Source organism: Bacillus sp. Leaf49, assembly GCF_001426125.1.
Lineage (GTDB): Bacteria > Bacillota > Bacilli > Bacillales > Bacillaceae > Bacillus > Bacillus altitudinis.
Window position 1 is genome coordinate 35,925 of sequence record NZ_LMRK01000021.1, and the last position, 26,064, is coordinate 61,988.

At 40.3% G+C, this 26,064-nt stretch carries 29 protein-coding genes; 7 read left to right on the forward strand and 22 right to left on the reverse strand.

Going from position 1 to position 26,064, the window contains the following annotated elements:
- Positions 1–6: 6 nt before the first annotated feature.
- A complete protein-coding gene (locus tag ASG46_RS13295; RefSeq protein WP_056704811.1) occupies positions 7–1,296 on the reverse strand; it encodes an ATP-binding protein in 1,290 nt (429 codons plus the stop codon).
- A 144-nt stretch (positions 1,297–1,440) separates the two neighbouring features.
- Positions 1,441–1,719: an AbrB/MazE/SpoVT family DNA-binding domain-containing protein gene (locus ASG46_RS13300; RefSeq protein WP_017359400.1), complete on the reverse strand. Its 279-nt coding sequence runs from the start codon at positions 1,717–1,719 to the stop codon at positions 1,441–1,443.
- Between the two features lie 276 nt (positions 1,720–1,995).
- Here ASG46_RS13300 and mreBH point away from each other — a divergent pair, with 276 nt between their 5' ends.
- The 3 genes from mreBH (at position 1,996) to ASG46_RS13310 (ending at position 4,548) form a co-directional block, all read left to right on the forward strand.
- Entirely contained in the window at positions 1,996–3,003 is a 1,008-nt protein-coding gene (gene mreBH / locus ASG46_RS13305; RefSeq protein ID WP_017359401.1) for a rod-share determining protein MreBH, read from the forward strand.
- A gap of 74 nt (positions 3,004–3,077) precedes the next feature.
- Complete coding sequence (locus ASG46_RS21035; RefSeq protein WP_003210922.1) at positions 3,078–3,209, forward strand: protein YkpC; 132 nt, start codon at positions 3,078–3,080, stop codon at positions 3,207–3,209.
- A gap of 106 nt (positions 3,210–3,315) precedes the next feature.
- Positions 3,316–4,548, forward strand: a complete 1,233-nt coding sequence (locus tag ASG46_RS13310; protein ID WP_035700613.1) for an aminopeptidase — start codon at positions 3,316–3,318, stop codon at positions 4,546–4,548.
- Between the two features lie 40 nt (positions 4,549–4,588).
- Here the strand turns inward: ASG46_RS13310 and ASG46_RS13315 are convergent, their stop codons facing one another.
- Positions 4,589–6,208: an ABC-F family ATP-binding cassette domain-containing protein gene (locus ASG46_RS13315; protein WP_046343439.1), complete on the reverse strand. Its 1,620-nt coding sequence runs from the start codon at positions 6,206–6,208 to the stop codon at positions 4,589–4,591.
- Between the two features lie 144 nt (positions 6,209–6,352).
- Here ASG46_RS13315 and ASG46_RS13320 point away from each other — a divergent pair, with 144 nt between their 5' ends.
- The gene (locus ASG46_RS13320; RefSeq protein ID WP_008345136.1) at positions 6,353–6,628 is read left to right on the forward strand and encodes a hypothetical protein; all 276 of its coding nucleotides are present in this window, start codon (positions 6,353–6,355) and stop codon (positions 6,626–6,628) included.
- A gap of 63 nt (positions 6,629–6,691) precedes the next feature.
- Here ASG46_RS13320 and lepB read toward each other — a convergent pair whose 3' ends face one another.
- From lepB to ASG46_RS13360, 8 genes are all read right to left on the reverse strand, one after another.
- Complete coding sequence (lepB, locus tag ASG46_RS13325) at positions 6,692–7,264, reverse strand: signal peptidase I (RefSeq protein WP_034647709.1); 573 nt, start codon at positions 7,262–7,264, stop codon at positions 6,692–6,694.
- Positions 7,265–7,474: 210 nt separating this feature from the next.
- On the reverse strand, positions 7,475–9,367 hold the full coding sequence (locus ASG46_RS13330; RefSeq protein WP_008345139.1) for a PTS fructose transporter subunit IIABC: 1,893 nt from the start codon (positions 9,365–9,367) through the stop codon (positions 7,475–7,477).
- Between the two features lie 13 nt (positions 9,368–9,380).
- Positions 9,381–10,292 (reverse strand): 1-phosphofructokinase, encoded by a 912-nt coding sequence (pfkB, locus tag ASG46_RS13335; protein WP_056704813.1) that lies wholly within the window; start codon positions 10,290–10,292, stop codon positions 9,381–9,383.
- Positions 10,289–11,044 carry a DeoR/GlpR family DNA-binding transcription regulator gene (locus ASG46_RS13340; RefSeq protein ID WP_008345143.1) on the reverse strand — a complete coding sequence of 252 codons (756 nt, stop codon included), beginning with the start codon at positions 11,042–11,044 and terminating at the stop codon, positions 10,289–10,291. Before ASG46_RS13340 ends, pfkB begins: the two co-directional genes overlap by 4 nt.
- A 335-nt stretch (positions 11,045–11,379) precedes the next feature.
- Positions 11,380–12,573, reverse strand: a complete 1,194-nt coding sequence (locus ASG46_RS13345) for an ABC transporter permease (RefSeq protein WP_017359407.1) — start codon at positions 12,571–12,573, stop codon at positions 11,380–11,382.
- Complete coding sequence (locus tag ASG46_RS13350; protein WP_017359408.1) at positions 12,560–13,261, reverse strand: ABC transporter ATP-binding protein; 702 nt, start codon at positions 13,259–13,261, stop codon at positions 12,560–12,562. Before ASG46_RS13350 ends, ASG46_RS13345 begins: the two co-directional genes overlap by 14 nt.
- Entirely contained in the window at positions 13,258–14,364 is a 1,107-nt protein-coding gene (locus ASG46_RS13355; RefSeq protein WP_017359409.1) for an efflux RND transporter periplasmic adaptor subunit, read from the reverse strand. Before ASG46_RS13355 ends, ASG46_RS13350 begins: the two co-directional genes overlap by 4 nt.
- Before the next feature lie 20 nt (positions 14,365–14,384).
- Entirely contained in the window at positions 14,385–15,005 is a 621-nt protein-coding gene (locus ASG46_RS13360; protein WP_008345152.1) for a YIP1 family protein, read from the reverse strand.
- 518 nt (positions 15,006–15,523) lie between these two features.
- Between ASG46_RS13360 and ASG46_RS13365 the strand changes: the two genes are divergently transcribed.
- On the forward strand, positions 15,524–15,901 hold the full coding sequence (locus ASG46_RS13365; protein WP_017359410.1) for a Rok-like winged helix domain-containing protein: 378 nt from the start codon (positions 15,524–15,526) through the stop codon (positions 15,899–15,901).
- Between the two features lie 47 nt (positions 15,902–15,948).
- On the opposite strand, the gene moaD is transcribed toward ASG46_RS13365, so the two are convergent.
- The 6 genes from moaD to ASG46_RS13395 are packed head-to-tail and all read right to left on the reverse strand — an operon-like array spanning position 15,949 to position 20,079.
- Positions 15,949–16,182 (reverse strand): molybdopterin converting factor subunit 1, encoded by a 234-nt coding sequence (gene moaD / locus ASG46_RS13370; RefSeq protein WP_008345159.1) that lies wholly within the window; start codon positions 16,180–16,182, stop codon positions 15,949–15,951.
- Positions 16,175–16,666 (reverse strand): molybdenum cofactor biosynthesis protein MoaE, encoded by a 492-nt coding sequence (locus tag ASG46_RS13375; RefSeq protein ID WP_008345161.1) that lies wholly within the window; start codon positions 16,664–16,666, stop codon positions 16,175–16,177. Before ASG46_RS13375 ends, moaD begins: the two co-directional genes overlap by 8 nt.
- Positions 16,659–17,186, reverse strand: a complete 528-nt coding sequence (mobB, locus tag ASG46_RS13380; RefSeq protein WP_019743802.1) for a molybdopterin-guanine dinucleotide biosynthesis protein B — start codon at positions 17,184–17,186, stop codon at positions 16,659–16,661. The genes ASG46_RS13375 and mobB overlap by 8 nt, the downstream gene beginning before the upstream one ends.
- A complete protein-coding gene (locus ASG46_RS13385; RefSeq protein ID WP_025207267.1) occupies positions 17,168–18,442 on the reverse strand; it encodes a molybdopterin molybdotransferase MoeA in 1,275 nt (424 codons plus the stop codon). Before ASG46_RS13385 ends, mobB begins: the two co-directional genes overlap by 19 nt.
- Positions 18,443–18,451: 9 nt before the next feature.
- Positions 18,452–19,468, reverse strand: a complete 1,017-nt coding sequence (locus ASG46_RS13390; protein WP_025207266.1) for a ThiF family adenylyltransferase — start codon at positions 19,466–19,468, stop codon at positions 18,452–18,454.
- 29 nt (positions 19,469–19,497) lie between these two features.
- On the reverse strand, positions 19,498–20,079 hold the full coding sequence (locus ASG46_RS13395; RefSeq protein ID WP_025207265.1) for a molybdenum cofactor guanylyltransferase: 582 nt from the start codon (positions 20,077–20,079) through the stop codon (positions 19,498–19,500).
- Between the two features lie 83 nt (positions 20,080–20,162).
- Here ASG46_RS13395 and ASG46_RS13400 point away from each other — a divergent pair, with 83 nt between their 5' ends.
- A complete protein-coding gene (locus ASG46_RS13400; protein ID WP_025207264.1) occupies positions 20,163–21,080 on the forward strand; it encodes a hypothetical protein in 918 nt (305 codons plus the stop codon).
- A 62-nt stretch (positions 21,081–21,142) separates the two neighbouring features.
- Here the strand turns inward: ASG46_RS13400 and ASG46_RS13405 are convergent, their stop codons facing one another.
- The 3 genes from ASG46_RS13405 to ahpA all read right to left on the reverse strand — a co-directional run bounded on the left by ASG46_RS13405 (position 21,143) and on the right by ahpA (position 23,483).
- The gene (locus ASG46_RS13405) at positions 21,143–21,724 is read right to left on the reverse strand and encodes a Rok-like winged helix domain-containing protein (protein ID WP_007498648.1); all 582 of its coding nucleotides are present in this window, start codon (positions 21,722–21,724) and stop codon (positions 21,143–21,145) included.
- Between the two features lie 481 nt (positions 21,725–22,205).
- Positions 22,206–22,664, reverse strand: a complete 459-nt coding sequence (locus tag ASG46_RS13410; protein WP_008345174.1) for a TlpA disulfide reductase family protein — start codon at positions 22,662–22,664, stop codon at positions 22,206–22,208.
- 276 nt (positions 22,665–22,940) lie between these two features.
- Complete coding sequence (gene ahpA / locus ASG46_RS13415) at positions 22,941–23,483, reverse strand: biofilm-specific peroxidase AhpA (RefSeq protein WP_007498654.1); 543 nt, start codon at positions 23,481–23,483, stop codon at positions 22,941–22,943.
- A 271-nt stretch (positions 23,484–23,754) separates the two neighbouring features.
- Between ahpA and ASG46_RS13420 the strand changes: the two genes are divergently transcribed.
- The gene (locus ASG46_RS13420) at positions 23,755–24,564 is read left to right on the forward strand and encodes a mechanosensitive ion channel family protein (RefSeq protein WP_008347975.1); all 810 of its coding nucleotides are present in this window, start codon (positions 23,755–23,757) and stop codon (positions 24,562–24,564) included.
- A 24-nt stretch (positions 24,565–24,588) separates the two neighbouring features.
- Here the strand turns inward: ASG46_RS13420 and ASG46_RS13425 are convergent, their stop codons facing one another.
- Entirely contained in the window at positions 24,589–24,831 is a 243-nt protein-coding gene (locus tag ASG46_RS13425; protein ID WP_003211408.1) for a YkuS family protein, read from the reverse strand.
- Positions 24,832–24,881: 50 nt separating this feature from the next.
- Positions 24,882–26,060: an N-acetyldiaminopimelate deacetylase gene (locus ASG46_RS13430; RefSeq protein ID WP_046527697.1), complete on the reverse strand. Its 1,179-nt coding sequence runs from the start codon at positions 26,058–26,060 to the stop codon at positions 24,882–24,884.
- Positions 26,061–26,064: the final 4 nt, after the last annotated feature.

Below are 26,064 nucleotides of genomic sequence, written 5' to 3' on the forward strand. Positions count from 1 at the left end.
TTGCTACTATCTGCTTTTTTGATACACAGGTAAGTAAATATCAAAAGCCGTCCCTTTGCTGAGCTCGCTCTTTACATCCATTCTTCCATGGTGATCTTTTAAGATCGTCGCACAGATCGTTAAACCAAGTCCTGTACCTTCTTTTTTAGTCGAAAAGAAAGGATCATATATTTTCAGAATGTCCTCTTCGGACATTCCTTTTCCTTCATCTTGAATCGTGATTTTCCATTCATTCATCACTTTTTCTGTTGATATGTATATATTGCCGCCTTCAGGCATTGCCTCGATCGCATTTTTGATTAAGTTAATGAACAGCTGCTTCATTTGATTGGCGTCTGCTAATATCGTGCCAGCATCCTGCTTTTTAAATGGCTGTTTGAGATCAATATTTGAAAGAACGGCATTTGTGTTTAATAAGGTAATCACCTGCTCTAGCAAATCATGGAGCTGTACTTCTTGAAATTGAACCGATTGAGGTTTTGCTAAGACAAGCAGTTCACTTAAAACAAAATCGATGCGTTTAATTTCAGAAAAGATGATATCAAAATAATCGGTTCTTTCAGGATATTGCGTTTTCATCAGCTGCAAAAATCCATTGACTGAGGTGAGCGGATTTCTGACTTCATGGGCAATGCCAGCGGCTATTTGTCCTGCAACAGCCAGCTTTTGTGCCTGCATTTGCAATTGCTGATTTGATCTTTCAAGTTCAAGCTTTGCCTGCTTTTGTTTCGTGATATCTGCAACCGTTCCAATACCTCCAGTAAACTGGTGCTGTTCATCGAAATAAAGCTTATAATGCACATCTCCCCATACCTTTTTTCCTTCTTTATGGAGAAGCTGCAGCTCCACCCGCCCCTCATCCTTATGCTCTTTGATCACAGACAACAAATGCTGAACGACATGCTCTTCTTGATCAAAGTACTGATTGTACATCGTACCTAGACACTCCTCTATGTCGTAACCCGTCATTTGTTTCCATGCTTGATTCAAAAAAATGATTTCACCTTTTTCATTGGTTTCAAAAACGATTTCTTGCAAGTTATCTGTGATTCGATTCAGCCGCTCTGTCAGTTCGTGTGCTTCTTTTTCTCGTTTATTTAAATCTGATACAATCAAATTCAACCGGTCCACGTAGCCTGAGATGGTCCAAATACCGGCCAAAACAACGACTGTAAAGGCTAGATCGAGCGGCCAATTAATGTGATAGCCGCTAAGATAATAAAAGAAATCCCAGCTCAAAATTAATATAAATGCAAGAACGGATAACAGGATCCGTACTTGATAAGTTTTGTTCAAATAATTCCACCTGCCGCCCTGAGATTCTTTGTCAATTGTACCATTTTCCACTTATTTTTTGAGGAAGATGTGGCATTTTTAAGGAACTTTTTTAGAAAAAAAAGCCTGCTCTCAGCACAATGGGAGAGAACAGGCTATTTTTATTTACTGCTGAAGGGCTTCTTGAAGCTCTTTTAGCAGTAGTTCTGCGCCTTCAGCGCTTAATGTAATTTGACCATTTCCATACTCGTGGTTCTCAGAAGTAATCTCACCAGTCATCAGGCAGACGCCCTCTGGCTGATATTTTTTCAAGACGATTTTATCTCCATCTATAAAAAATTCCATACTGTCTTTAATAGCGATATCAAGTGCTCTTCTCAATTCGATTGGCATCACAATACGCCCTAGTTCATCTACTTTTCTTACAACTCCGATAGATTTCAATTTCGTTCCCTCTTTCTTTCATTAGCTCAAGATCAATCTGTTTTTCACCAATTGATATATCGTAGACGTAAGAGATTCTTAAAAGGTTTCTCCTGCATAAAAATTTTTTTCAAAATCGAAAAACCAAAGGGAAAATTTATTGTGAATGTCAAAATGAGACTTGAATTTTACAGATTCATTTCAAGATGATCACACACCCCCACAAATGACCTCAACCCTCTGAACTTTTAAATGTAAAATTGTTTAAAACAGCAAAATTAGAGATTGGGTGAAAACATGTTTCAAAATGCCGAAATTGGAATTGATTTAGGAACAGCTAACATATTGGTTTACAGTAAAAATAAAGGAATTATTCTCAATGAACCATCCGTTGTGGCAGTAGATACGGAAACAAAAACTGTCCTTGCAGTGGGGTCAGAAGCAAAAGAGATGATTGGGAAAACACCTGGAAAAATTGTAGCGATCCGTCCGATGAAAGATGGTGTCATCGCTGATTACGATATGACAACCGATTTACTCAAACAAATTATGAAAAAAGCAGGAAAAAATATTGGGTTTACCTTTAGAAAGCCGACTGTGGTTGTTTGTACACCTTCAGGTTCAACAGCTGTCGAACGCCGCGCGATCAGCGATGCTGTCAAAAATTGCGGGGCCAAGCATGTGCATTTAATTGAAGAACCCGTCGCAGCTGCAATCGGTGCTGATCTCCCGGTGGACGAGCCTGTTGCCAACGTCGTTGTAGACATTGGCGGAGGAACGACAGAGGTAGCGATCATTTCATTTGGCGGAGTTGTCTCTTGCCATTCGATCCGAATTGGCGGAGATCAACTGGATGAAGATATCATTACTTTTGTGAGAAAGAAATACAATTTACTGATCGGTGAACGGACAGCTGAACAAGTAAAAATGGAAATTGGTTATGGACTCATTGAACACGAACCTGAGTCATTAGAAGTACGTGGACGCGACCTTGTCACAGGTCTTCCAAAAACAATTACACTTGAATCAACAGAAATTCAAGGTGCTATGCGTGAATCACTTCTTCATATTTTAGAGGCGATTCGGGCTACATTAGAAGACAGCCCTCCAGAACTGAGTGGTGATATCGTAGATCGCGGCGTCATTCTAACTGGCGGTGGTGCACTATTAAACGGCATTCAAGAATGGCTCTCTCAAGAAATTGTCGTCCCAGTTCATATCGCAGCAAATCCTCTTGAATCTGTCGCAATTGGAACAGGTCGTTCATTAGAAGTCATCGACAAATTGCAAAAAACATTAAAATAATCTTCATGTTCTACTTCTTTTTTCATCATTTCGATCATATCGTGATGAATGGATAAACGTGAAGGAGGAAGAACATGTTGCTTGATTTAGGTAAACGGGTCGTTGTCACAGTCATTTTAACCGGTATTATTTTAGGAGGAATGAGCCTGTCGTTTTCACATATGCCCCCTTCTAATGCACAGCCTGTGAAACAACTGAACCGCTAAAAAAGCCGCACGAAAGCGGCTTTTTTATTTTGCTTCGGGACGGCTCCCTATTTTCCTTTTCGGTCTTAAATCTGATATGATGAACATGACTAAAGGAGGGTTTTTTATGAGTTCATTCGAAAAACAACTAGATCAATATGCAAAAACCATCGTTGAAGTAGGTGTAAATGTTCAAAGTGGTCAAGAAGTGGTCGTATCTGCGTTCACTGAATCTGTAGATCTTGTCCGCCTTGTGGCAAAACACGCATATGAGCGCGGAGCGAAAAACGTACATATCCGCTGGAGTGATGGTGTTCTTACCCGTTTAAAATATGAACATGCCCCACAAGATGTGTTTGAGCAATTTCCAGAATGGGAAGCACAGATGATGGAAACCATCGCAAAACGTGGCGGTGCTTTTATTACGATCTTGTCAGAAAGCCCTGATCTTCTAAGTGGCATTGACTCGAAAAAAATTGCTTCACAGCAAAAAGCTGCAGGTTCAGCACTTCATACATATCGTCAATACGTTCAATCTGACAAAGTCGCATGGACAGTCGTCGGTGCTGCATCAAAAGATTGGGCGAAAAAGATTTTCCCTAAGCATGCCGATGAAGAAGCTGTTTCATTATTATGGGACCAAATCTTTAAAGTCGCCCGCGCTGATCAGCCAGATCCTGTTGAAGCGTGGAAAAAGCATGATGAATCACTAAATGAAAAAGTAAAAGTATTAAATGAACGTCATTACCACAAGCTGCACTATGAAGCACCAGGTACAGATTTAACGATTGAACTTCCAGAGCAGCATATTTGGGTAGGTGCTGGCAGCGTGAGTGAACGCGGCGTATCATTCATGGCCAATATGCCGACAGAAGAGGTCTTTACCGTACCTAAAAAAGATGGTGTAAACGGGACTGTCTCTAGCACAAAGCCACTTAGTTATGCAGGAAACATTATCGATGAATTTACGTTAACCTTTGAAAATGGGCGTATTGTAGATGTGAAAGCAAAAGAGGGCGAAGACATTTTAACCTCTCTCGTTGAAACAGATGAAGGCTCACATTATCTAGGTGAGGTTGCCCTTGTACCAGATGATTCACCAATTTCTAATTCAAATATCCTCTATTACAATACACTTTACGATGAAAATGCATCCAATCACCTTGCCATTGGCAGCGGTTATGCATTTAATATCGAAGGCGGTAAAGAGATGAAACGTGAGGAATTAGACGCAGCGGGTGTGAACAGCAGTATTACACACGTCGATTTCATGATTGGTTCAAAGGAAATGAATATTGATGGGATCACAAAAGATGGTAAACGTGAACCGATTTTCCGTAATGGAAATTGGGCTTTTTAAAGAAAAAAGACATCCTCATGTGGATGTCTTTTCTTTATGTTTATGCATACAGCTCTTGTAGCCTTTTTTGGATGTCTTGATCTGATAAGAACTCATCATAAGTTGTTTGTTTATCAACGATGCCGTTTGGCGTCACTTCGATAATCCGGTTTGCAACTGTTTCAACAAACTGATGGTCATGAGATGAGAAGAGCATAGCCCCTTTAAAGCTCATTAGACCGTTATTCAGCGCTGTGATGGACTCTAGGTCTAAATGGTTCGTCGGCTCGTCTAACAGCAAAATATTCGCTCCAGACAGCATCATTTTTGATAACATACAACGAACCTTTTCTCCACCTGATAAGACGCTTGCTTTTTTCTTCACTTCTTCCCCAGAGAAAAGCATACGGCCTAAGAAACCACGCAGGAAGCTTTCACTTTGATCATTCGGAGAATATTGACGAAGCCAATCCACTAGATCGACATCATTTCCTTCAAAGTATTCGCTATTGTCTTTAGGGAAAAAGGCTTGAGATGTTGTCACGCCCCATTTAAACGTCCCGCTGTCTGGCTCCATTTCACCAGCAAGGATTTTAAATAAAGTAGAGACAGCAAGTTCATTACGACTTAAGAACGCAATTTTATCCTCACGATTCATAATAAAGCTGACGTTATCCAGTACTTTTACACCGTCAATCGTTTTTGATAGACCTTCTACTTGAAGGACATCATTTCCGATTTCACGCTCTGGCGCAAAATGAACATAAGGATATTTACGAGAAGATGGTTTAATGTCATCTAGCGAAATCTTATCAAGCAATTTCTTTCTTGATGTCGCTTGCTTCGATTTAGATGCGTTCGCACTGAACCGAGCAACGAATTCTTGAAGCTGCTTAATTTGTTCTTCTTTTTTCTTGTTGGCATCCTGGCTGAGTTTTAATGCCAGCTGGCTTGATTCATACCAGAAATCATAGTTACCGACATACACTTGAATTTTTCCAAAGTCAAGGTCTGCAATATGCGTACATACTTTGTTTAAGAAATGACGATCATGCGATACGACGATGACGGTATTTTCAAAGTTAATGAGGAACTCTTCTAGCCACTGGATCGCTTGTAAGTCCAAGTGGTTCGTTGGCTCATCGAGAAGGAGAACGTCAGGTTTACCGAATAAAGCTTGTGCTAAAAGCACTTTTACCTTTTCAGATCCGCCAAGCTCAGACATTTTCTTCGATTGCAGGCTCTCTGGAATGCCAAGACCTTTTAATAGGATCGCAGCTTCACTTTCCGCTTCCCATCCGTTTAACTCAGCAAACTCACCTTCAAGCTCTGCTGCACGAATCCCGTCTTCATCTGAGAAATCAGGTTTCATATAAATCGCATCTTTTTCCTGCATCACATCATATAGACGTTTGTGACCCATGATGACGACTTTTAACACTTCAAACTCTTCGTATTCAAAGTGGTTCTGTTTTAAAATCGCTAAACGTTCACCAGGACTCATATGAACATCGCCCGTTTGAGCTTCAATTTCTCCAGAAAGAATCTTTAAGAACGTTGATTTACCAGCTCCATTGGCACCAATTAGTCCGTAGCAGTTGCCAGGAGTGAACTTAATATTTACTTCTTCAAATAATTTACGATCAGCAAATCGCAAACTAACATTATTCACTGCAATCATTTATTAATCCTCCATCACTCATTCATCAATATGAAGTATAACATGAATAACGATTGATAGAAACGTCTCTCGCTAAGAACAAAGGCTTTTTGTCCAATATGGTATAATAAGTGGGAATGTTTTTGTTGAAGGAGTTCGGGCGATTTGAGATTACTCACACTCATGGAATACTGTTTATTGATTTTCTTTATGGGCATTTATTTATCGGCGACAGGCTTTAATGCAAGAGACTTTGGCCTTTATATTGGGCTTGTCCTCATTTACACACTGGTCCACATCTTTTCAAAACGCTTTTTACAAAAGCGCGGAAAAGACAATGTGAAAATTGGATTATTCCGTTCTGTTTTGGCGATTACCGGGTCCGTTTTCGCTTCTGTTTTGGCCATTGTCATCATTGTCACGATGCTCACACCAAATTAAAAACGACCCTACATGAAGGGTCGTCCATTCAAGCACCTTTCTTACGCAATGAGAAAGGTGTATTTATTGTGTTTGTCGAATATCGCCAAATGGGAAGAAAACAAATTCTGATGTGCCGACAATCCGATCCTTTTCAATGAGTCCGAGTCCATTTCGACTGTCCATAGAATTCAGTCTGTTGTCACCCATAACAAAGTAATCGTTTTTCGGTACTTTCACTGGACCAAAATCTCCTGTTAAATGTACCTCATACTCTTTGGCATGTGCCTTGTTCTCTTTTAAATAAGGCTCATCTACTTTTTTACCATTAATGTAAAGCGTATCATCCTTCATTTCAATCGTGTCGCCTGGAAGGCCGATCAATCGTTTGACATAATGTATTTTCTGACCGTCTTTTCCATTAATAATCACGATGTCACCACGTTTGACTCCACCGAGATAGTTGATGGTTTTGTTAACAAACAGCTTTTCTCCATCATGAAGGGTTGGTTCCATTGACTCTCCTTCCACCACATACGGCTCAAAAATAAACGTACGGATGATGAGGACGAGGGCAAGTGCAATTAAAATAGCTTTGATCCATTCAAACAGAGAACTTTTCTTCTCTTTTTTGGCTTGTTTCCCATCAGATTGAATGTCATTTTCGTTTTGTTTGTTTTCTTCGTTCAAAATACTGCTTCCTCCTAAGACTTTCTGCTAAAAGACTTGAAACGTGAATTGAATAACTTTACTTTATCACATGTCATTTAAAAATTCACAAGACAACCATTCAATTAGATATTTTTTCCTAATTTGCTGATGATTAAACAAAAAGAAGCACCGCTCTTCACGATGCTTCTTTTCAAATTAAGCTTCTTGTCGGACTGGTTTTTTTAGAATTCCGAGAAGTAGCGCTGTAACAATGGCACCGATTAAGATGCTGATGATGTAAAGAACTGGATGGTTTGTTACCCAGAAAACGAATAGTCCCCCGTGCGGTGCAGGAAGCGTCACTCTAAAGAATTCTGTTAATCCACCTGCAACTGCTGCACCAATCACAGCTGAAGGAATGACGCGCAGAGGATCTGCCGCTGCAAACGGGATAGCCCCTTCCGTAATGAACGCAGCTCCCATGAAGTAACATGTAATACCTGCTTCACGGTCACGTTTAGAGAATTTGTTTCTAAAGATCGTTGTCGCTAGGGCAATTCCTAGCGGCGGCACCATTCCGCCTGCCATAATCGCAGCATGCGGTGCATAGTTGCCAGCAGCAATCATCGCAAGACCAAATGTGTAGGCAGCTTTGTTAATCGGACCACCCATATCAATGGCCATCATACCAGCTAAAATAATCCCCATTAATACAAGGTTTCCAGTACCAAGTGATTCAAGCCAGTGTGTTAATCCGTCCATTACCATTTTAACAGGTGTGTTGACGATGTAATGCATGATAATTCCTGTAAAGAAAATACCGAACAATGGATAGAGCAGAACTGGTTTAATACCATCGAGCGACTGTGGTACAAAAGTGAATACTTTTTTGAGCAGCACCACAATGTAACCAGCAAGGAAACCAGCAATCAATCCGCCTAAGAATCCAGCACCTGCTGCAGAGGCCATGAATCCGCCAACCATACCTGGTGCGAAACCTGGACGGTCTGCAATACTCATTGCGATAAATCCAGCTAATACAGCAACGATTAAGGCAAGTGCATTATCTCCGCCAATCCCTTTTAATACAGCTGCAAATGAATTGAAAGAAGGATCTTTAGGGTCAGCTGAGTTAATTCCCCAGAAGAATGAAATCGCAACGAGGATACCGCCCCCAACAACAAACGGAAGCATGTTGCTTACACCGCTCATTAAGTGCTTATAGAATCCACTTCTTCCCTTGCCTGACGATTCATTTTCATCTTTTGAAGAACTGCCGCCTGAACCTTTATAAATCGGCGCATCTTGATTGATGGCTTTTTCGATCAATTCTTGCGGACGGCGAATTCCAGCTGTCACAGGTACTTCAATGACATGTTTGCCTTTAAAGCGTTCCATTTCAACTTGTTTATCAGCTGCCACAATAATAGCTGGCGCTTCTTCAATTTCTTTTGCTGTCAGGGCATGTTTAATTCCACTAGAGCCGTTTGTCTCAACTTTAATGTCAACGCCCATTTCTTTTGCTTTTTCTTTCAAAGCATCTGCGGCCATAAATGTATGCGCGATGCCTGTTGGACAAGCTGTCACCGCTAAAATTTTAGCAGGTTTTCCCGGTGCAGCCGGTTCCTCTTTGACTTCCTCTTCTTCTTCATCGTCTTTATCATGTGTATTGATAATTTCAATGATTTCATCTTCAGTAGCCGCTTCAAGAAGCTGCTTTCGGATCTCTTCACGCATGAGAAGTGTGGATAAACGAGAAAGTGCTTCTAAATGCGTGTTGTTTGCGCCTTCAGTTGCTGCAATCATAAAGACAAGATGACTTGGCTGTCCGTCTAATGATTCATAATCTACACCGGCTGTTGAACGGCCAAATGCAATAGCAGGTTCTTTCACACTTGCTGTTTTCGCATGAGGAATCGCAATTCCTTCTCCGATTCCCGTAGAGCTTTGTTTTTCACGATTAACAACAGCTGCTTTGTAGCCTTCTTTATCATTTAATTTACCAGCTGTATCTAAAACAGTGACCAGTTCTTCAATAACGGCTTCTTTTTGCTGGCTGTCTAATTGAAGCTTAATCGTATGCTTCGTGAGTAGTTCTGTAATTTTCATGATGACTCCTCCTTTAAATGCGTGTGACTTTTACTTGTGGCAATAATGTATCGACAAGCTCTTTTGTTCCAAGTTCCTCAGAAAATGCTGTAGCACTTCCTGATGTGACGCCAAGCTTAAATGATTCTTCTCTGGAAAGGCCTTTAGAAACGCCAGCTAAGAATCCTGCAACGACTGAATCCCCTGCACCAACTGAGTTGATCAGCTTGCCTTTTGGAACATTAGATTGAAAGATCCCTTCCTTACTGAATAAGAGAGCGCCGTCTCCAGCCATAGATACAATGACATGTTCAGCACCTTGTTCCAACAGCTTTTTCCCATAAGGAATGGCTTCTTCTGCAGATGAAATACTGGTTTCAAACATTTCACCTAACTCATGATGGTTTGGTTTCATTAAGAATGGTTGCAGATCTGCTGCTTTTTTTAAGGCTTCTCCAGAAATATCAAGTACTACTCTTACCCCTTGCTTCGCACATACCTCAGCAATGCGCTCATATGTGTTATGAGGCAGTGAAGAAGGAATGCTACCTGCTAATACAACGACATCGCCTTCTGTTAATGAAGTGAATTGGGATAAAAACGAATCGAACTGTGCTTCAGTAATACTTGGACCGAGCCCGTTGATTTCTGTTTCTTCGCCTGTTTTTAGTTTCACATTGATACGTGTATCTTCTGACACCTCATGAAAGGCTGTTTGTAATTGTTCGTTTTGTAAAAAGTCTTGAATATATTTGCCTGTAAAACCGCCAATGAATCCAAGTGCTTTTGATTCAACACCGTGCCGTTTTAAAAGCCTTGAGACATTGATTCCTTTACCACCTGGATATTTTTTGTCATAGGTTGAACGATTTAAACCGCCGACCGCAAAATCCTCCACGTGTACGATGTAATCAACTGATGGGTTTAAAGTAACTGTATAAATCATGTTTTCACTACCTTTATAACCGTTTTTTCATGGTAATTATCGAATGAATCCTCTTTTGCGTCGTTTGTGATAATGGTGGCTTCCTGTAAACTAGCAAAGGTTGAAAACGATATTTCGCCAAACTTTGAGGCATCTGTTAAGATGTAGGTTTTTTTCGCCTGCTTCATGGCTCTTTTTTTAATGAGCGCTTCTTCTGGATCAGGTGTTGTAAACCCTGCCTCGGGATGAATGCCGTTCGTCCCAACAAAGCTCTTGTCAAAACGGTAATTTTCCATAGCTGTCAAAGCTGCGGCTCCCACCATGGCTCCTGTTCGATGTTTCACTGATCCGCCTATCAGGTAAAAAGAAATGCCTTTTCTCATGAGTGCTTCAATGTGCATGACACCATTTGTCACCACCACGATATCTTGATCTGGATCGATAAAGTCAATCATTTGCTGTGTTGTCGTACCAGCATCTAAGTAAATACAATCGCCTTGTTTTAAAAGTGATGCAGCTGCCTCTGCAATCAATGACTTTTCATGAAGGTTTTTGGCAGATTTCTCAAACACATCTGGTTCAAGACGAATACTAGATATTTTAGCTGCTCCTCCGTGAACTCTTTTAAGAAAGCCTTTTTCTTCGAGGGCTGACAAATCTCTTCTAATTGTAGATTCAGACGCATCCGTCATAATCGTTAAGTCCTGTATTTTGATGACATCGTTTTCTTCTAAATAGTCGATAATGAGTTGATGTCTTTCTGGTGTTAGCATTGAAAACACCCCCTTTTGAAAACGTATTCATTTTGCGCGCACCTTTATTGTAATCGCTTTTTTCAACATTATCAATACAAAACAATCAAATACATTCAATAACTATCAAAATCTTTCACAATGGTCATCTTACCTTTATATGTACCATTTGTAAACTGAAAAATATGTGACATTGAGAAGAAAGTCATGATATTAGCATTTCTATCATTTTTCATTTCATTCAATTGAACGAAAAAAAGCCTTTATGCGTTTTGCATAAAAGCTTCAGGTGCGGAGCAGCAGGCAATATATCTCGTTCTACCTTCTTGTCAGCACCTCGTACGTTAACTTTAGGATTATTCATATCTAAGTGATTCAATCGGATCGAGCCTCGCTGCTTTATTGGCAGGAATCAGTCCAAAAATAATACCAATGAGCATACTAAATAGGACGCCTCCACATACGATTTGCCACGATACAAGAGAAGGCCATCCTGCAAACAGTGACACAAGTGAAGCACCTCCTAAGCCAAGCGCGATTCCAAGTAACCCACCGATCAGTGTCAGGACGACAGACTCAATTAAAAACTGAACGAGTATTTGAGCCCTAGTTGCCCCAAGTGCCTTTCGAATTCCAATTTCTCTTGTTCTTTCTGTGACAGATACGAGCATAATATTCATGACACCAATGCCGCCGACAAGTAATGAGATACCAGCAATTGAGCCAATGATTGTTGTCATGACAGACGTAATCTGACCAATGCCTGCTGCAATCTCTTCCAGATTGATCATTTCGTAAGCATCTTCTGTATGGTGATTTTCATTTAAGCGTGCAGCCGCACTCTTTCCCACTTCTTTCATTTGATCAGCATGTGCAACTTGAATAGACAACTTATCATATTCTTTCACACCAAATGCAGTTGTCAACATTGCAAAAGGGACATATATTTCATTCATATCAAATGAAAACAGACCTTCCTGTTTTGCTAAAACTCCGATCACCTCAACCGGCTGTCCATTCATCCAAATCAACTCGCCTACTGCCTTCTCTCCATTAAACAATTCTTTTTGTATCCCTTCTGAAATAACAGCTGCCCTTCTTCCGCTCCTAAAATCGATTTCACGTAAGTCCTGTCCTTCTGCTATATGTAATGAATGTACATTCGTGTACCCTTCATTAATCCCATTGACCGTTGCATCTATTGTTGTATCTTGGAATCTTAATTGCATGCCTTGTGCCGTGGAGGAGGCAACCCGTTTAACCCCATTCAATGCTTGAACACTTTGAATGTCTTCTTCAGTAAATGTGGCTTCAAATAACGCATTAGGATTCGCATTTAACTCCTCATCAGAGGGTGTATAGGTCATATCAATGGTATTGTTTGGCCCTGAAATTGATTCTTTCAGCATTTGCTCTCCGCCTTGACCGATGGCAACGACTGCAATCACTGATCCAACCCCAATAATAATTCCAAGCATTGTTAAAATAGACCGCAATTTATGAGCTAGGACAGAATTTAGCGCTATTTTGATATTTTCAAAGAGTTTCATTCATTGCGTCTCCTTGTATCAATCTATCTTGAACGAGGCGTCCATCTCTTACAACGACTATCCGGTTTGTATACGCAGCTATTTCTTCTTCATGAGTAACGAGCACAACCGTTGTTCCTTCCTCATTGAGCTTTGTAAACTGTTCCATAATCGAGCCGCTCGTTTTTGAATCAAGAGCGCCTGTTGGTTCATCTGCCAAGATGAGCTCCGGCTCATTGACAATCGCACGTGCGATGGCTACTCTTTGCTTTTGACCCCCTGACAACTCGTTTGGCATATGCTTCATTCGATCTGCCAAACCAACCTTTTCAAGTGCCATTTCCGCACGTTCTTTTCTTTCCTTTTGACTGATACCAGCGTAAATCATCGGAAGTTCAACATTTCGCCTCGCATTTAATCTAGGCAGTAAATAAAATTGTTGAAAAACAAAACCAATGGATCGATTTCGAATCACTGCCAGTTCTTGATCCTTTGCTGCCGACAGCTCCATACCTTGAAAATGGTACTGTCCGGAGGTCGGGTGGTCCAAACAGCCGATGATATTCATTAACGTTGATTTTCCAGAGCCGGACGGGCCCATAATGGACATATACTCGCCTTTATCAATGACAAGGTTCACATCACTTAATACATCAAAAGTCTCCTCAGCGACTTCGTAGCTTTTTGTCACGTTTGAAAGCTGAATCATTCAGCATTCACTTCCATTCCGTCATACATATCATCTGATGGCTCTGCAATGATTTGATCTTCTTTTGTTAAACCTTTCGTCACTTCAAGATCTTGACCTGACGTTTCACCTAATGTCACTTTTACTTTCTTTAGTGCATTCTTTTCAACAACATAAACGTATGATCCATCTTCCTCTTTTTTCACAGCTGTTTCAGGAATTGTGAGCACTTGACGCTTGTCCGTTTCAATTTCCATGATCATTTTAAAGCCTGGTTTTGCATCCGGCTTTTTCCCTTTTATTTCAATTTCGACTGGATATTGTACGGTTTGATCACTAGCAGCTGTTTCTGCTGTTGACTGGGCAGGCACAGCGCCCACTTTTTTCACCACTCCTTGCCAGCTCTTTCCGCGAATGACATCAGACGTTACCTTTACTTTTTGTTTCTTTTTGACTTTCATAGCGTCATACTCAGTGATTAAGCCTCGTACGATCATTTTTTTCTCATTGCCAATATGGATCACCGGCTGCCTCTCTTCTAGCTTCCCTGCGCCAGCATCTTGCTCGATGGAGATGACTGTTCCTTCAATTTTGCTATGTATCGTTAAATCTTCTATTTGTGCCTTTACTTTTTCTTGGTTAAGCTCCGCTTGTTTTTGCTCTAATTCAGCGGCTTTGAGTTCGAGTTCAAGCTGATCTCGCTCGTTTTTCGAATCAGAGCCCGCCTTTTTCCCCTGATTTTCATCTAATGTATTGAGTCTATTTTGTAATTGTTCAAGCTTTAGTGTACTTGATTCAGCCGCAAGTGCTTGCTGCTGTTCTTCAAGCTCCAGTTCCTTATTTTCATATGTAAGGAGCGGTGTTCCAACTTTCACCTTTTCTCCTTCTTTCACAGCGATATGATTCAGGCTTCCCTTCTCTTCTTCTGTATAAATGAATTGCTCCTCCGAGAATGAAAGTGTTCCAGGCGTCATCACCGTAGAAGTTATTTCTTTTGATGCAAGTTGGACTGTTTTAAATGATGCCGTAGAGGCAGGCTTTGATTGGTTTTTTGCAATATTAAATCCAATGAATAGACCAATCACAATAATGATAATGGATCCGATAATGATTTTCTTTCTCATAAAAACATTCTACCCCCAGCTTACTGCATGTTGATGGTGATTGTGGTTCCTACATATTGAAAAATTAAAGATAATACATAAAAGACACTCACAATAATCCAAGATATTCTTGGCGAAATGCGGCCGACTTTGATCAATAAAAAGCCTGTTAAAACAAGATTCCAGATCACAAAAAGATCGATATTGGCTAACACGGCATGCCATGGACCAGACATTCGAATGAATGCGTTTAATGAGGTAACCGTGATATCTTTTGGCACATGAAAAAAAATGATCGCCAAATGAGAAATAATCGTACCAATGATCGTAATAGGTGTGATATACAGTACACCTGAAAACAGCTGATGAAATGTTGCATCACCTTTTGCTAAAAAGACGATGAACTTGTATACGGCAGTATTAATGACAATCCCAATGACCAGACCAATAAGCGTGATCACATAAACGAAAGGGATTGGTAAAATTAAATCTGCCCACAATCCTTCATTCACTAGCTGAGACAAATAAGTGACAACAACTGTTAATACAAGCACACATGATAAAGGCCACCAAACGAATGGCTGCTCCCACACTCTTTTTAAATGCTCTGATGGTCTTGTGCTTACTCCAATCATTGTGGGTTTTGGCGTTGTTTCTTTCATCAAATGTCATCCTCTCCATGTGCTGTAAGTATCGAAACGTTTTTTCATAATCTTGTTGTTTCTATTTTATCAAAAGATTGCCAATAAGTGATAGATCATTTGATTTTCTTATTTTCATAGTGATAGGATTGAATCTATTATTCTATTTTCATGAACGACATCCTTCAAATGATACCTTGATCCGACCATATTCATATGAAAAAATCATGATTTTACTGACTGAAAAACAGTTTATGAAGTAAACAACATGTCTTTCGGAATAAATATCCTTTTCCTTTGGATTCAGATGGTCTCAGTTAGACACAACAATTTTTTGTTAAAATATTCCTAGTAATTTCAATGAATCCCGGCTTTATAGGACTATGTTTAGCGCCTTTTATAGAACAGATGAGCCTTTAGTATCAATACTTTCATATTAAAAAAATAAAAATAAAAGGATTTTACTTGATCAAATGTTATTTTTTCATATAATGTAAAATAGAGGTAGGTTAAATGATAGTGGAAATGGAGTCAAGTGAATGTTAAGAGAAAAATTGAAAATGCAATTGATTTTACTTTATGAAAAGGAACAAGAAGCATGGCAATACTTTAGAAAGGAAAGAGAACTGATTTATCATGAGCTCAAATTACTTGATATGAAAGAGAGCAGACCTTCTAATGACAAAATATACTACGCAGCAAGGTGTGTAGATATTATTAAAGAAAAAAAGGGAAGCATCGTGAGCACAAAAGAACTAAAAGAACAGCTTCAAGCTCAAACAGATTTCAATGTGAGACGAATCAGCGAATTGTATGATCTCATTCAACAGCTCGATCCTCACATTTCTAAAGCACGCCGGGGATGTTTTATTTACGAAGATCATACCCAAGTACCTCTCCAAACTTTTCACACATAAAAAAATTGGTTACAGCCGCTGGCCATAACCAAATCCTCTAATATCTATTATCCACCACTTACAGGAGGAATGAGTGCAACAGTGTCCCCGCTACGCACTTCAGCATTTCCCCTCGTATATATTTCGTTGACTGCAACCATCACGTTTTGTGCAGTATCAACACCATATACCTCCTGTAATTCTATTTTAATCTCATCAACCGTTGTTTGATCTTTTTGAATGATGATTTGTTGTTTACCGGCCTTCTCAGCAAGGCCGGCGAACAATAATACGCTAATCATGCCGCTTCCCTTCTTTCTCGTTAAGTTGTAGAGTACTAGGTTTTCCTTCCGGGTATGAAACGGTTTCAAGCTGATCACCTATCCAAGCCTCTCCATCTTCCCAGTATTCCTTTTTCCATATAGGAACTATTTCCTTTATTCGTTCAATCGCATATTCATTGGCTTCGTATGCAGCTTTCCGATGAGGTGATGAAACAGCTATTGCCACTGCAATGTCACATATCTCAAGAGTGCCAATACGATGCACAATGGCAGCTTCTGTATCAGGCCAGCGTTTTTTAATTTCTTGTCCAATTTGACTCAACATATTTTCCGCCATTGGTATGTATGCTTCATATGTTAAACGCAGCGTTTTTTTGCCATTTGTCCATTCTCTTACCGTGCCTATGAATGTCGTAATGGCTCCTGCTTTGCGCCTTGTGACATGCTGAATCAATTCATTCACATCAATTGGCTCTTTTGTGATCTTAAAAAGTTCATTCATACGAGGCTTCCCCCTTCAATAAATTAAAAGCAAATGTGATCCCGCGCCTGTCAAATGCTGAAAACACAGGAAACGGGTATTTCTCAGTGAATTGTATTTCTTTATTGAAATAAATGGCTGCTTGTATATGAGAAAGTGTCGAAAGATCAATGAGTTCCTGTTCGTCTTTGACACACAGGATTTTGCGGTAAGGCGCCTGTTTGTATCCTTCGATCAAGACGGCATCTAAAGGAAGATGCTGACACATGTTGATTAGTTGTGTGAATGTCATGTGCCGTATGAAAAAGTGACATTCACCTTCTCCCTCCACACCTGCGGCAAATGCACCCGCTTGAACATATCGATCCGTATCTTTTTGTTTGAACAGACGGTCTGGTTTTCCGCCATGTCCGTGATGTTTGAAGCAGCCTAGCTGCATTTCTTCTTCATCCGCCAGCTGACATAATTTTTCGATCAGCGTCGTTTTACCACTATTTTGATAGCCCACGACTTGTAGAATGTTTAATTTGTCATCCAACATGGAGCACCGCCTTCGTGGTGAAATAGCAGAACGCTGACCTGGTCACCTGCACTAAACCCTCTTGTTCCTCCAGGCAAAACAATGAAACAATCAGCATGAGCAATAGATGTCACCGCACTAGATTTATCAAGACCGGTTGGCGTCACACTCAGCTGGCTGCCAGCGAAATCAAGTGATGCTCTAACAAATCGTGTGAACGGATTGGCTTTTGGAAAATCATGTGTCAGCTTCGCCTCAGCAAAAACGGGAAATGGATTTTCTTTCAAACACCATTTATAAATGATCGGTTTGACAAATAGTTCAAAGCCAACAAAACAGGCAGCCGGATTTCCTGACAGCCCATAAAGCAATTGACCATTTGACAACGCAGCAACGGTCGTCACACTTCCAGGTCTCATGGCGACTTTATTAAACAACACCTCTGCACCTAGTTTTTCATAAATAGCAGGTAAAAAGTCAAAATCACCTACCGATACACCACCTGTTGTGATGAGCATATCAACTTTGCTTAAGGCTGCTTTTACTGCTTCATAGCTTTGATCAAAATCATCGGATACACCGCCTAAATCAAGCGGTTCTCCTCCAGCTTCAAGAACCTGAGCGTATACCATGCTTAGGTTACTATTTCTAATTTTACCGTCCACCATGGCATCACTTACTTGTAGGAGCTCGGTACCTGTTGAGATGATACCGATCACCGGTTTTTTGACGACTGGCACAACCGCATACCCGAACGTTGCTAATATCGCCGTCACGCCTGGGGTTACTTTTGAGCCTTTTTTGATCATGACGTTCCCTTTGAGGGTCTCTTCTCCTTGCCGAGAAATATTGTCACCCTTTTTCAGAGGTCTTTTAAGTGACATCATTGATTTACCGTCTTTTTCAAACGTTTTCGTCAATTCGAGCATGATCACAACATTTGCTCCTTTTGGAATCTTCGCTCCTGTCATGATGCGAATCGCTTGAAAAGGACCGATCGTTTTTGCAGAAACAATACCTGCCCCAATATGATCAATGACCTCAAATTCAACCGGATGCTCGCTTGATGCTTCCTTTGTATCTTCTGCCCGAAGTGCAAAACCATCATACGGAGAACGATCAAAGGCAGGAACATCATGGTCTGCTAAAATATCCTCTGCAATCCATCTTCCAAGGCTGTTCTTTAAAGGAACCCATTCGACTTGTCCATGTTTTTGAAATTGGTGGACTTTCTTTACTGCCTCTTCTACTGGAATTGGCTGTCGTCTTTCCATCACTTCTCACTCCTATATGCCTAGCAGTCTTGCTAGTAATGAATTGGCTACTCTTTCATCATTAGTCCCATGGATTAATACACGTCCTCCTTTAAAACAAACGATACGGTGTGTTTCATAGCGTATATGAATTAAAAAATCGTTCACTTCCACCTCACAAATAGAGGACAGACGCTCTTTTACACGCTGAAATGAAAGGTTTTCCAAATCCTTCGATATGATCTGAATGGTGTCACGTCCGCAAAGAACCGCTGTTTTTTTACGCTGTTCATCTAAATATGGATACGTTCTATGTGTGCCGCAAGATGGACAGCTTTCCTGCTTCGTACGAGATACATCCATTTTAAACGAAGACGACTGCCACAAATCAAACGTGACAAACTTTCGCTCCATTTGCTCTTCATGCCCTGTTAAATATTTTAATGCCTCTGTCTGCTGATAAGCCGACACCATTTGGACAGCAGGAGAAATAATACCAGCTGTATCACATGTCAAACCCCCAACAGGCATTGAGGTAAACACACATGATAAGCAAGGTGTTTTGCCCGGCAAAATGGTCATATACATTCCCTGACTGCTCACACAGGCTCCGTAAATCCAAGGCGTATTTGTTTCTAAAGATAAATCATTCATCACCATTCTTGTCTCAAAATTATCTGTCGCATCAATGACGATATTTGCTTTTTGGAATAAAGGTCTTAACAGCTCCACCCCCGCATCTTCAATAAGGGCGTGTATGGTCACTTCACGATTGATCTCTTGGAGACGTTTTTTAGCTGCTGCCGCTTTTGGTACATGCATCTTTGCATCGTGTTCTGTGTACAGCTGCTGCCGCTGTAAATTTGAGAATTCGACATAATCGCGATCTACAATCGTCAAAGTACCAATTCCAGACCGGACAAGCCCTTCAGCAGACGCTGTTCCAAGTGCACCAGCTCCAACAATAAGGACATGACTTTCGGCAAGCGCAGACTGCCCTTTTTTCCCTACCGGAGGGAACAAAATTTGCCTTGAATATCGCTCGTTCAATATTGTTCTCTCCTCCTCGTTTTTATGTATCATATCATACCGTTTTCAGGTAAATCGCTTCTTTTATTGATATTATGAAATTCCTTTGGTGCTACGTTCAGTTCGTCGACTGGAACAACCTGGACGTGAAGTTTTTGCAGTAAGTCTTTGATAGCTAATTGATTCTCTTTTAAACACGCAGAAATAAACGGAAGACTGCGGCGGTGATAAAGCGCAAATAACGGCTGTAATCTTCCCTGTACCATCGGAACCACAGCATCTACATGCTCATGGCAATAAGAAGATAAAGCGACGGCTGTCTCTTTTCGTATGAATGGCATATCACATGCCGTCACTAAATACCAATCTGCTTCTTGCTTTTGCATAGCGGTATATATACCTGCAAGCGGGCCATACCCGCGCACCTGTTCATCATCTAACCAAACAGCTTGTTCCCCTCTTGCTTTGAAAAAAGGGAGAAGCTTCGGGTGACTGATGATGATGGTTTCCCCTTTCAAAAGTTGCTCTTTCACATGTTCATATAGTGGTTTCCCCTGATAGACATGACTTGCCTTTGGCTCTCCAAAACGCCTAGAAGCACCTCCGGCTAGTATCACATTCACTATTCTCATCATCTCATCCCCTTTGATATGGTTGTTCTAATCGCACTCATTTCGCATACTTTATTGATAACATGAATAAGGAGGGTCTACCTATGAACCGGCGCCATGCTTCTCCCCTATTCCATGATCTGTCTCAAGAAAATCTATTTTTAAAAGCTGAAACGGCCAAATATCAACAGATAATTTCAGATTTACAGTCCACGTATACCTATGCTAAAAACAAGAAGCTATCTCAAGAATATCATGAGATGAAAAAGGATTTCACTCAATTAAAACAACAATTGGATGAAATGACCATTGACCAAGACGAAGCATCATCTAAAATACAAGATCTCTCTTATAGCAAATCGGAATTATTACATAAAATCGTCCTTCTTCATGAAATGCTGCAAAAGGAAACCTATCATAGACGAAAAGAAACAGAGGAAAAGCACCGATTGCATTTGAAGGTTGTAAAATATAAGGAAATGTCTCAGCAACTACAGGAGCGATTACTAGACCAAGATAAACAGCTTGCAAAAGAGGAGAAAAAAGGAAATACTTTATCCGCTGTGATTGAAAAACTGCAGCAAACTCTAGGCGATAAAAACGCAGAGCTTCATTTATTACAAGAAGGCGTCCGGCATCTACAGGAGCGTTTTTATGAAACACAAGAAAAATTACTGCAAATCGAAAAAGCAAAAGAAGCCATTTTTTATGAAACGCTCACGAGCTACCAAAAACAGTTGGCCGAAAGCGAGGAATGGATCGCTTCTCATTTTGCTGATATCGACCAGTCAGCCCAAACAAATGCCGAGCCGTTCTCACAAGACCCTATTTTACAAACAACCGAAGAAATAGGACCGATTTTGAAGAAACTAAACGAACAAGTAGAAACGCTCCAGGCAAAAGTTGATGCGGTGCAGCGGAGTGGAGAGGTCATGACAGTGAAGATCGATGGATTTAAAAAACAGCGCGACAACATGCCCAAAGAACGAAAGATTGTCTATACAGTTGATCAAAAAAAGTGATTCATTCATCACGTACGCAAGAAAAAACTGCTGGCATTTACGCCCAGCAGTTTCTTTTTTATTTATTCGTCTTCTGTTTGAATGTCGCCTTCTAAAATATACTGTCCGCGATAAGGTTTCTTCACTTCTGGGTACATTTTAATTAAGCTTTGCATAAACGTTGTCATATTTGGAATTTCAAGACCGCTCTCTTTTTCAATCTCTTTTTGAAGTTCAGAGCTTTTAATCGCCGCATTATGACGCTTTAATGTTTTGATTGCAGCTTCACGAAGCTTAGCTGCCTTTGATCCAGGTCTAGCTGTGCCTCTTCTGCGTCTTGTAGATCCTTCAGGAATACCTACAGGTGCACCATTTAGCTGACCTGTTCCTAAAGATGATGTAACGTTTGACTGCGTTTGCGCAGGCTGATTGTAGCTTCTCATTTCTTGTGCAGCCAGCTCAGCTAATACAGGCAGTGAATCTGTTTTTCTCTCTGTACGTACTTCTTTTTTTGTATCTGTGACGAGACCTGTACCTTGACGGTCTAATTCTCTTAGTTTTGCGTAAATCGCATCTCGTTCAATTTGATATTCACGGATGACCTTTACTTCTGCTTCATTTAATTGTTCCAATCGTAAACGTAACGCTTCCCTCTCATTAAACAATGGATTTCCCCCTCATCATATAAAAAATATTCTATAGTAAATATTAGATTAGAAAACTAATTTTATCAACTATTTTTTTATCATTTTACAGTTTGCTATCAGATAGGTATTTCCAACTAAAATTTTGCCAAAGAAGAAAAATCGGCACCCATTTCATTGCCACTATAGGCTTTTGACCACCTTTAAAATATTGTAAAAATTTTGAATAAATGCTTATACTACTTGATTTATATAGTTATTTACCAAACTGAAATTTCTTTTGTGCAAAAACGTTCTGAATAGTAAAAAGTTAAAATCTTTACATTTTCATTTCAAAATAAAAATGTAAATAGGTCATAATACCTTTTTATTTTAGGAAATTTTTTTAATGAAATCCCTCATTTTCTCTTTTCTTAGGCATTCCACCTACAATCATATTCATCCAGTGCAATATGTCTCCTATTTTTCCCCATGAAAAAACCCCCATTCATGGGGGGAAAGCCTATTCTGCAGCCTTTTCAGACTCAGAAAGAACTCGATTGACACGTTTTTCAAGCATTTTCATACCGCTTCCGCCAGCTTGGAAGTGGCGTAAAGCACCTGTTTTATCGAATACATAGTAAGCTGGTACATATTCGTTCTCAAATGCTTCTGTTAATTTATGGTCGCTGTCTACAAAGATTGGCTGAGTGATTTCATGCTCATTTGCAACCTCTTTGATTTTTTCTAGATCAAGGTCATCCTCTGAACGTGGCATGTGAACTGCGATCACGTTTAGTTGATCTTTGTATTCATCACGGAATTGGTTCACTTGCGGCATCGCCTCTTTACAAAGGTGACAGCTAACTGACCAGAAGTGGATCAATGTTGGTTTATCACCAATTAATTCTTCTCTTGTTACTTCTCCATTTAACCATTCTTTTGCACCAGTTAGTTCTGGCATTGGTTGACGTAATTTCATTTTGAAGCGCCTCCATCCATTGTATGTCTCGAAACAAAAAAGTCTAACATCAGTTAGACCCCAGCATGTAGACAAACCCTCGCATTCTTTTTCGGTCCTGCGTGCTGGTGCTCACGGAATGTCACATTCGCTTCGCGCCAGTACTCGTTCTTCCTAGACTTCAAAGGTTTTTTATCACGCTGAAAAGAAGACAAAGGGCTAAAATCAAGTTCATTTTAGCCCTTTGTCAACAATCTGAAGGTCTAACACCCGTTAGACTGTTTCTTCAACTATCAATTAAAGTGTTTTTTGACCAGGTTTCCAGTTCGCTGGGCAAAGTCCACCAGTTTGTAATGCTTGAAGAACACGTAGTGTCTCATCTACATCACGACCGATATTGTTGTGGAATACTGTTTGATATTGAAGTTCGCCTTCTGGATTAATGATGAATAGACCACGAAGTGCAATTCCTTCTTCTTCAATTAAAACACCGTATTCTCTAGATACTGTGTGGTTTGTGTCAGCAGCTAGTGGATATTTTAATTCACCAAGACCATTGTCTTTACGATCTGTGTTGATCCAAGCAAGATGCGTATGGATTGTATCAGTAGATACACCAATGATTTCTGCATCTAAATCTTCAAACTCATCATAACGATCGCTCATTGCTGTAATTTCAGTTGGACAAACAAAAGTGAAATCCATTGGATAGAAGAAAAGAACTGTCCATTTGTCATTCTTGATGTTTTCCTCTAAACTCACTTTACCAAATTCCTTATTAGCAAGTACTGCTTCCATTTCAAAACGTGGAGCTTGTTTTCCTACAAAACGCTCTGCCATATGTAAATCCCTCCAAAAATAATATCTTTATACAGACTTCTTAGCTGTATATAAAATGAGAATCAACAGGTTGAATTCTCATTTAGTTAATAACTTCACAAATATAATTATAATACTTAAGCGATTTTTAGTCAATATTAATTAATAATAAATTTAATTAACGATTTGTCACAATCTCTCGCTCCAACTATTAAAAGTTTAACATGACTTGCTTAAGGGAACAAATGATTAGCTTCTCATTTCGCACATACATAGAAAGGTTTTGAAGATCATGAAAGCACTTGAACAAGTAGATTGGGTTTCCATCATCATGAATATCAGTATGATTTTGCTAAAACTCATTGCTATTTTTGTGATTTATTTTATCATCAGAGCGATTGGAAATAAGATGATTAAGCGTGCCTATTCAGCATTCTCTGAGAAGCACGATGTCTCTTTATCACGAGCTCAAACGCTGCAAAGTCTTACCTTAAATATTTTCGCCTACTTGCTGATTTTTATTCTAGTTGTGATGATCCTCGACTTATTTCATTATAACCCAACCGCCTTGCTGGCTGGCGCAGGTGTTGTAGGACTTGCCATTGGATTTGGCGCTCAGGGATTGGTGAGTGATATTGTGACAGGCTTCTTCATACTGCTGGAAAAACAATTTGATGTCGGCGAGTATATAACGGTTGCTGGTTTCGATGGGATCGTTGAACAAATTGGACTGAGAACAACACAGCTTCGAAGCTTTGATGGCACTCTTCATTTCATTCCGAACCGAAGTATACTGAATGTAAGCAATCATTCACGAGGGACGATGCAGGCACTCGTTGATATCGAATTATCCCCAGATGAAAATGTGGATCAGATGATCACCACTTTGCAAGCAGCCTGTGATGAAGTTCGTGAGAGCATGCCGCAAATCATTGAAGGTCCTCAAGTCGTTGGAGTGGAATCATTTGGCTCCTCATCCCTCGTCCTTCGTATCATTGCAAAAACTGAAACGATGGAGCAGTGGCGTGTCGAACGAATTCTACGCAAAAAAATGAAAGAAGCACTCGATCTAGCCAAAGAGCAAAAAGAACCAGGATCATAATATCCTGGTTCTTTTTTGTTAGTTTTATTGAACACGCTGTTCTACTTCTTGACAAATTTCATCAGCCGTCATACCTGACGCTGTAATGACAGATGCCTTTGTCGTTGTGTCTGAAATGCCAAGAACATTTGAATCTAGTCCTGTGACCACATAGCAGTCACACTGATCCATTTGCTGTTCATTTTGAATACGTACGACATCATACCCTTTTTGCTTCAAAAGCTCTTCTACATCGGATAAAGATGGTTCTACACCAATTCTTGTCATAATCAAGAACACCTCCTGTTCATAAGGTGTACAGGAGACCATTTGATTATTCATTCACCTGCTTGCTTTTTAAAATAAGCTGTCATGACGTTTACAGCTGTTTCAATCGCATTTTCGTCAGGCGTGAGTTTTGCATGGTGCAGACCATATTCTGAATCTACCCCTAGCCAAAACATGAACCCGGGATATTTTTTCAGCATGTAGCCGAAATCTTCTCCTGTCATCGCTTCTCTGCATTCAATGACATTCGCAAGACCTTCTTCGGCTACATATGACATAAATTCCTCTGTCAAATCCTTTGAATTGTCCACTTCGTAATAAGATGAAGGGTATCGAACTGTCGCCTTGCATTCGTAGCCAATTTCAATTCCCTTTGCCAGTGCTTCAATTCGTTTTCTCACCTTTTCCATAGACTCTGGCGAGAGCGTGCGAATGGTTCCATCAAGCTTTGCGTGCTGCGCAATGATATTTTGAGCAGTGCCACCTGTAATCGTGCCAACTGTAATAACGGCACTATCAAGAGGGTCCACATTTCGTGAAATCACCGATTGCAGCTGCCCTACTAGTGCACTTGCAGCCACCACCATATCATTTGCTAAATGAGGGTATGCGGCATGCCCGCCTTTTCCTTCAAGATCGATCACAAGCTCACTCGTATTAGCAAATAATAAGCCCGGCTTTGTTGCAATCGTGCCGACTGGATATTCAGGTGCAATATGCAGCGCTGTAATAAAGTCTGGCGTCCACTTTTTTAGAACATCACTTGTAAGCATTGGTTCAGCTCCGCCTGGCCCTTCTTCTGCCGGTTGGAAAATAAATAGCAGATCTTCTTTGATTGGCTGATGCACGAAATGATCAATGATACCAAGAGCAATGGTCATATGAAGATCATGTCCACATGCATGCATGTGGCCTTCATGTACCGATTGAAATGGATAGCCCGTTTCTTCAGGGATAGATAATCCGTCCATATCTGCACGATACGCAAAGACGCGCGTAGGATTTGTCCCTTTTACTTTCACAAAAAGTCCAGTCCGCCATGTTTCCATCTCGATTCGATCTGTTGGGTACGATTCGAGATGCTTGATGAGGTAAGCTTGTGTTTTAAATTCCTTAAAACCAAGCTCAGGAATTTGGTGCAAATCTCTTCGAATGGATATTAATTGCTCACGATTTAACAAGTGAACTCGCTTCCTTTCCTCTATACGAATAAGACGTGGATATATCATCCAC

What these genes read in the sequence shown, in the direction of transcription:
- mreBH (WP_017359401.1), top strand. Translation starts at nt 1,996, where the DNA reads ATGTTTCAAAATGCCGAAATTGGAATTGATTTAGGAACAGCTAACATA.
- ASG46_RS21035 (WP_003210922.1), top strand. Translation starts at nt 3,078, where the DNA reads ATGTTGCTTGATTTAGGTAAACGGGTCGTTGTCACAGTCATTTTAACC.
- ASG46_RS13310 (WP_035700613.1), top strand. Translation starts at nt 3,316, where the DNA reads ATGAGTTCATTCGAAAAACAACTAGATCAATATGCAAAAACCATCGTT.
- ASG46_RS13315 (WP_046343439.1), bottom strand. Translation starts at nt 6,208, where the DNA reads ATGATTGCAGTGAATAATGTTAGTTTGCGATTTGCTGATCGTAAATTA.
- ASG46_RS13330 (WP_008345139.1), bottom strand. Translation starts at nt 9,367, where the DNA reads ATGAAAATTACAGAACTACTCACGAAGCATACGATTAAGCTTCAATTA.
- pfkB (WP_056704813.1), bottom strand. Translation starts at nt 10,292, where the DNA reads ATGATTTATACAGTTACTTTAAACCCATCAGTTGATTACATCGTACAC.
- ASG46_RS13340 (WP_008345143.1), bottom strand. Translation starts at nt 11,044, where the DNA reads ATGCTAACACCAGAAAGACATCAACTCATTATCGACTATTTAGAAGAA.
- ASG46_RS13345 (WP_017359407.1), bottom strand. Translation starts at nt 12,573, where the DNA reads ATGAAACTCTTTGAAAATATCAAAATAGCGCTAAATTCTGTCCTAGCT.
- ASG46_RS13350 (WP_017359408.1), bottom strand. Translation starts at nt 13,261, where the DNA reads ATGATTCAGCTTTCAAACGTGACAAAAAGCTACGAAGTCGCTGAGGAG.
- ASG46_RS13355 (WP_017359409.1), bottom strand. Translation starts at nt 14,364, where the DNA reads ATGAGAAAGAAAATCATTATCGGATCCATTATCATTATTGTGATTGGT.
- ASG46_RS13360 (WP_008345152.1), bottom strand. Translation starts at nt 15,005, where the DNA reads ATGAAAGAAACAACGCCAAAACCCACAATGATTGGAGTAAGCACAAGA.
- ASG46_RS13365 (WP_017359410.1), top strand. Translation starts at nt 15,524, where the DNA reads ATGTTAAGAGAAAAATTGAAAATGCAATTGATTTTACTTTATGAAAAG.
- moaD (WP_008345159.1), bottom strand. Translation starts at nt 16,182, where the DNA reads ATGATTAGCGTATTATTGTTCGCCGGCCTTGCTGAGAAGGCCGGTAAA.
- ASG46_RS13375 (WP_008345161.1), bottom strand. Translation starts at nt 16,666, where the DNA reads ATGAATGAACTTTTTAAGATCACAAAAGAGCCAATTGATGTGAATGAA.
- mobB (WP_019743802.1), bottom strand. Translation starts at nt 17,186, where the DNA reads ATGTTGGATGACAAATTAAACATTCTACAAGTCGTGGGCTATCAAAAT.
- ASG46_RS13395 (WP_025207265.1), bottom strand. Translation starts at nt 20,079, where the DNA reads ATGAGAATAGTGAATGTGATACTAGCCGGAGGTGCTTCTAGGCGTTTT.
- ASG46_RS13400 (WP_025207264.1), top strand. Translation starts at nt 20,163, where the DNA reads ATGAACCGGCGCCATGCTTCTCCCCTATTCCATGATCTGTCTCAAGAA.
- ASG46_RS13410 (WP_008345174.1), bottom strand. Translation starts at nt 22,664, where the DNA reads ATGAAATTACGTCAACCAATGCCAGAACTAACTGGTGCAAAAGAATGG.
- ahpA (WP_007498654.1), bottom strand. Translation starts at nt 23,483, where the DNA reads ATGGCAGAGCGTTTTGTAGGAAAACAAGCTCCACGTTTTGAAATGGAA.
- ASG46_RS13420 (WP_008347975.1), top strand. Translation starts at nt 23,755, where the DNA reads ATGAAAGCACTTGAACAAGTAGATTGGGTTTCCATCATCATGAATATC.
- ASG46_RS13425 (WP_003211408.1), bottom strand. Translation starts at nt 24,831, where the DNA reads ATGACAAGAATTGGTGTAGAACCATCTTTATCCGATGTAGAAGAGCTT.
- ASG46_RS13430 (WP_046527697.1), bottom strand. Translation starts at nt 26,060, where the DNA reads ATGATATATCCACGTCTTATTCGTATAGAGGAAAGGAAGCGAGTTCAC.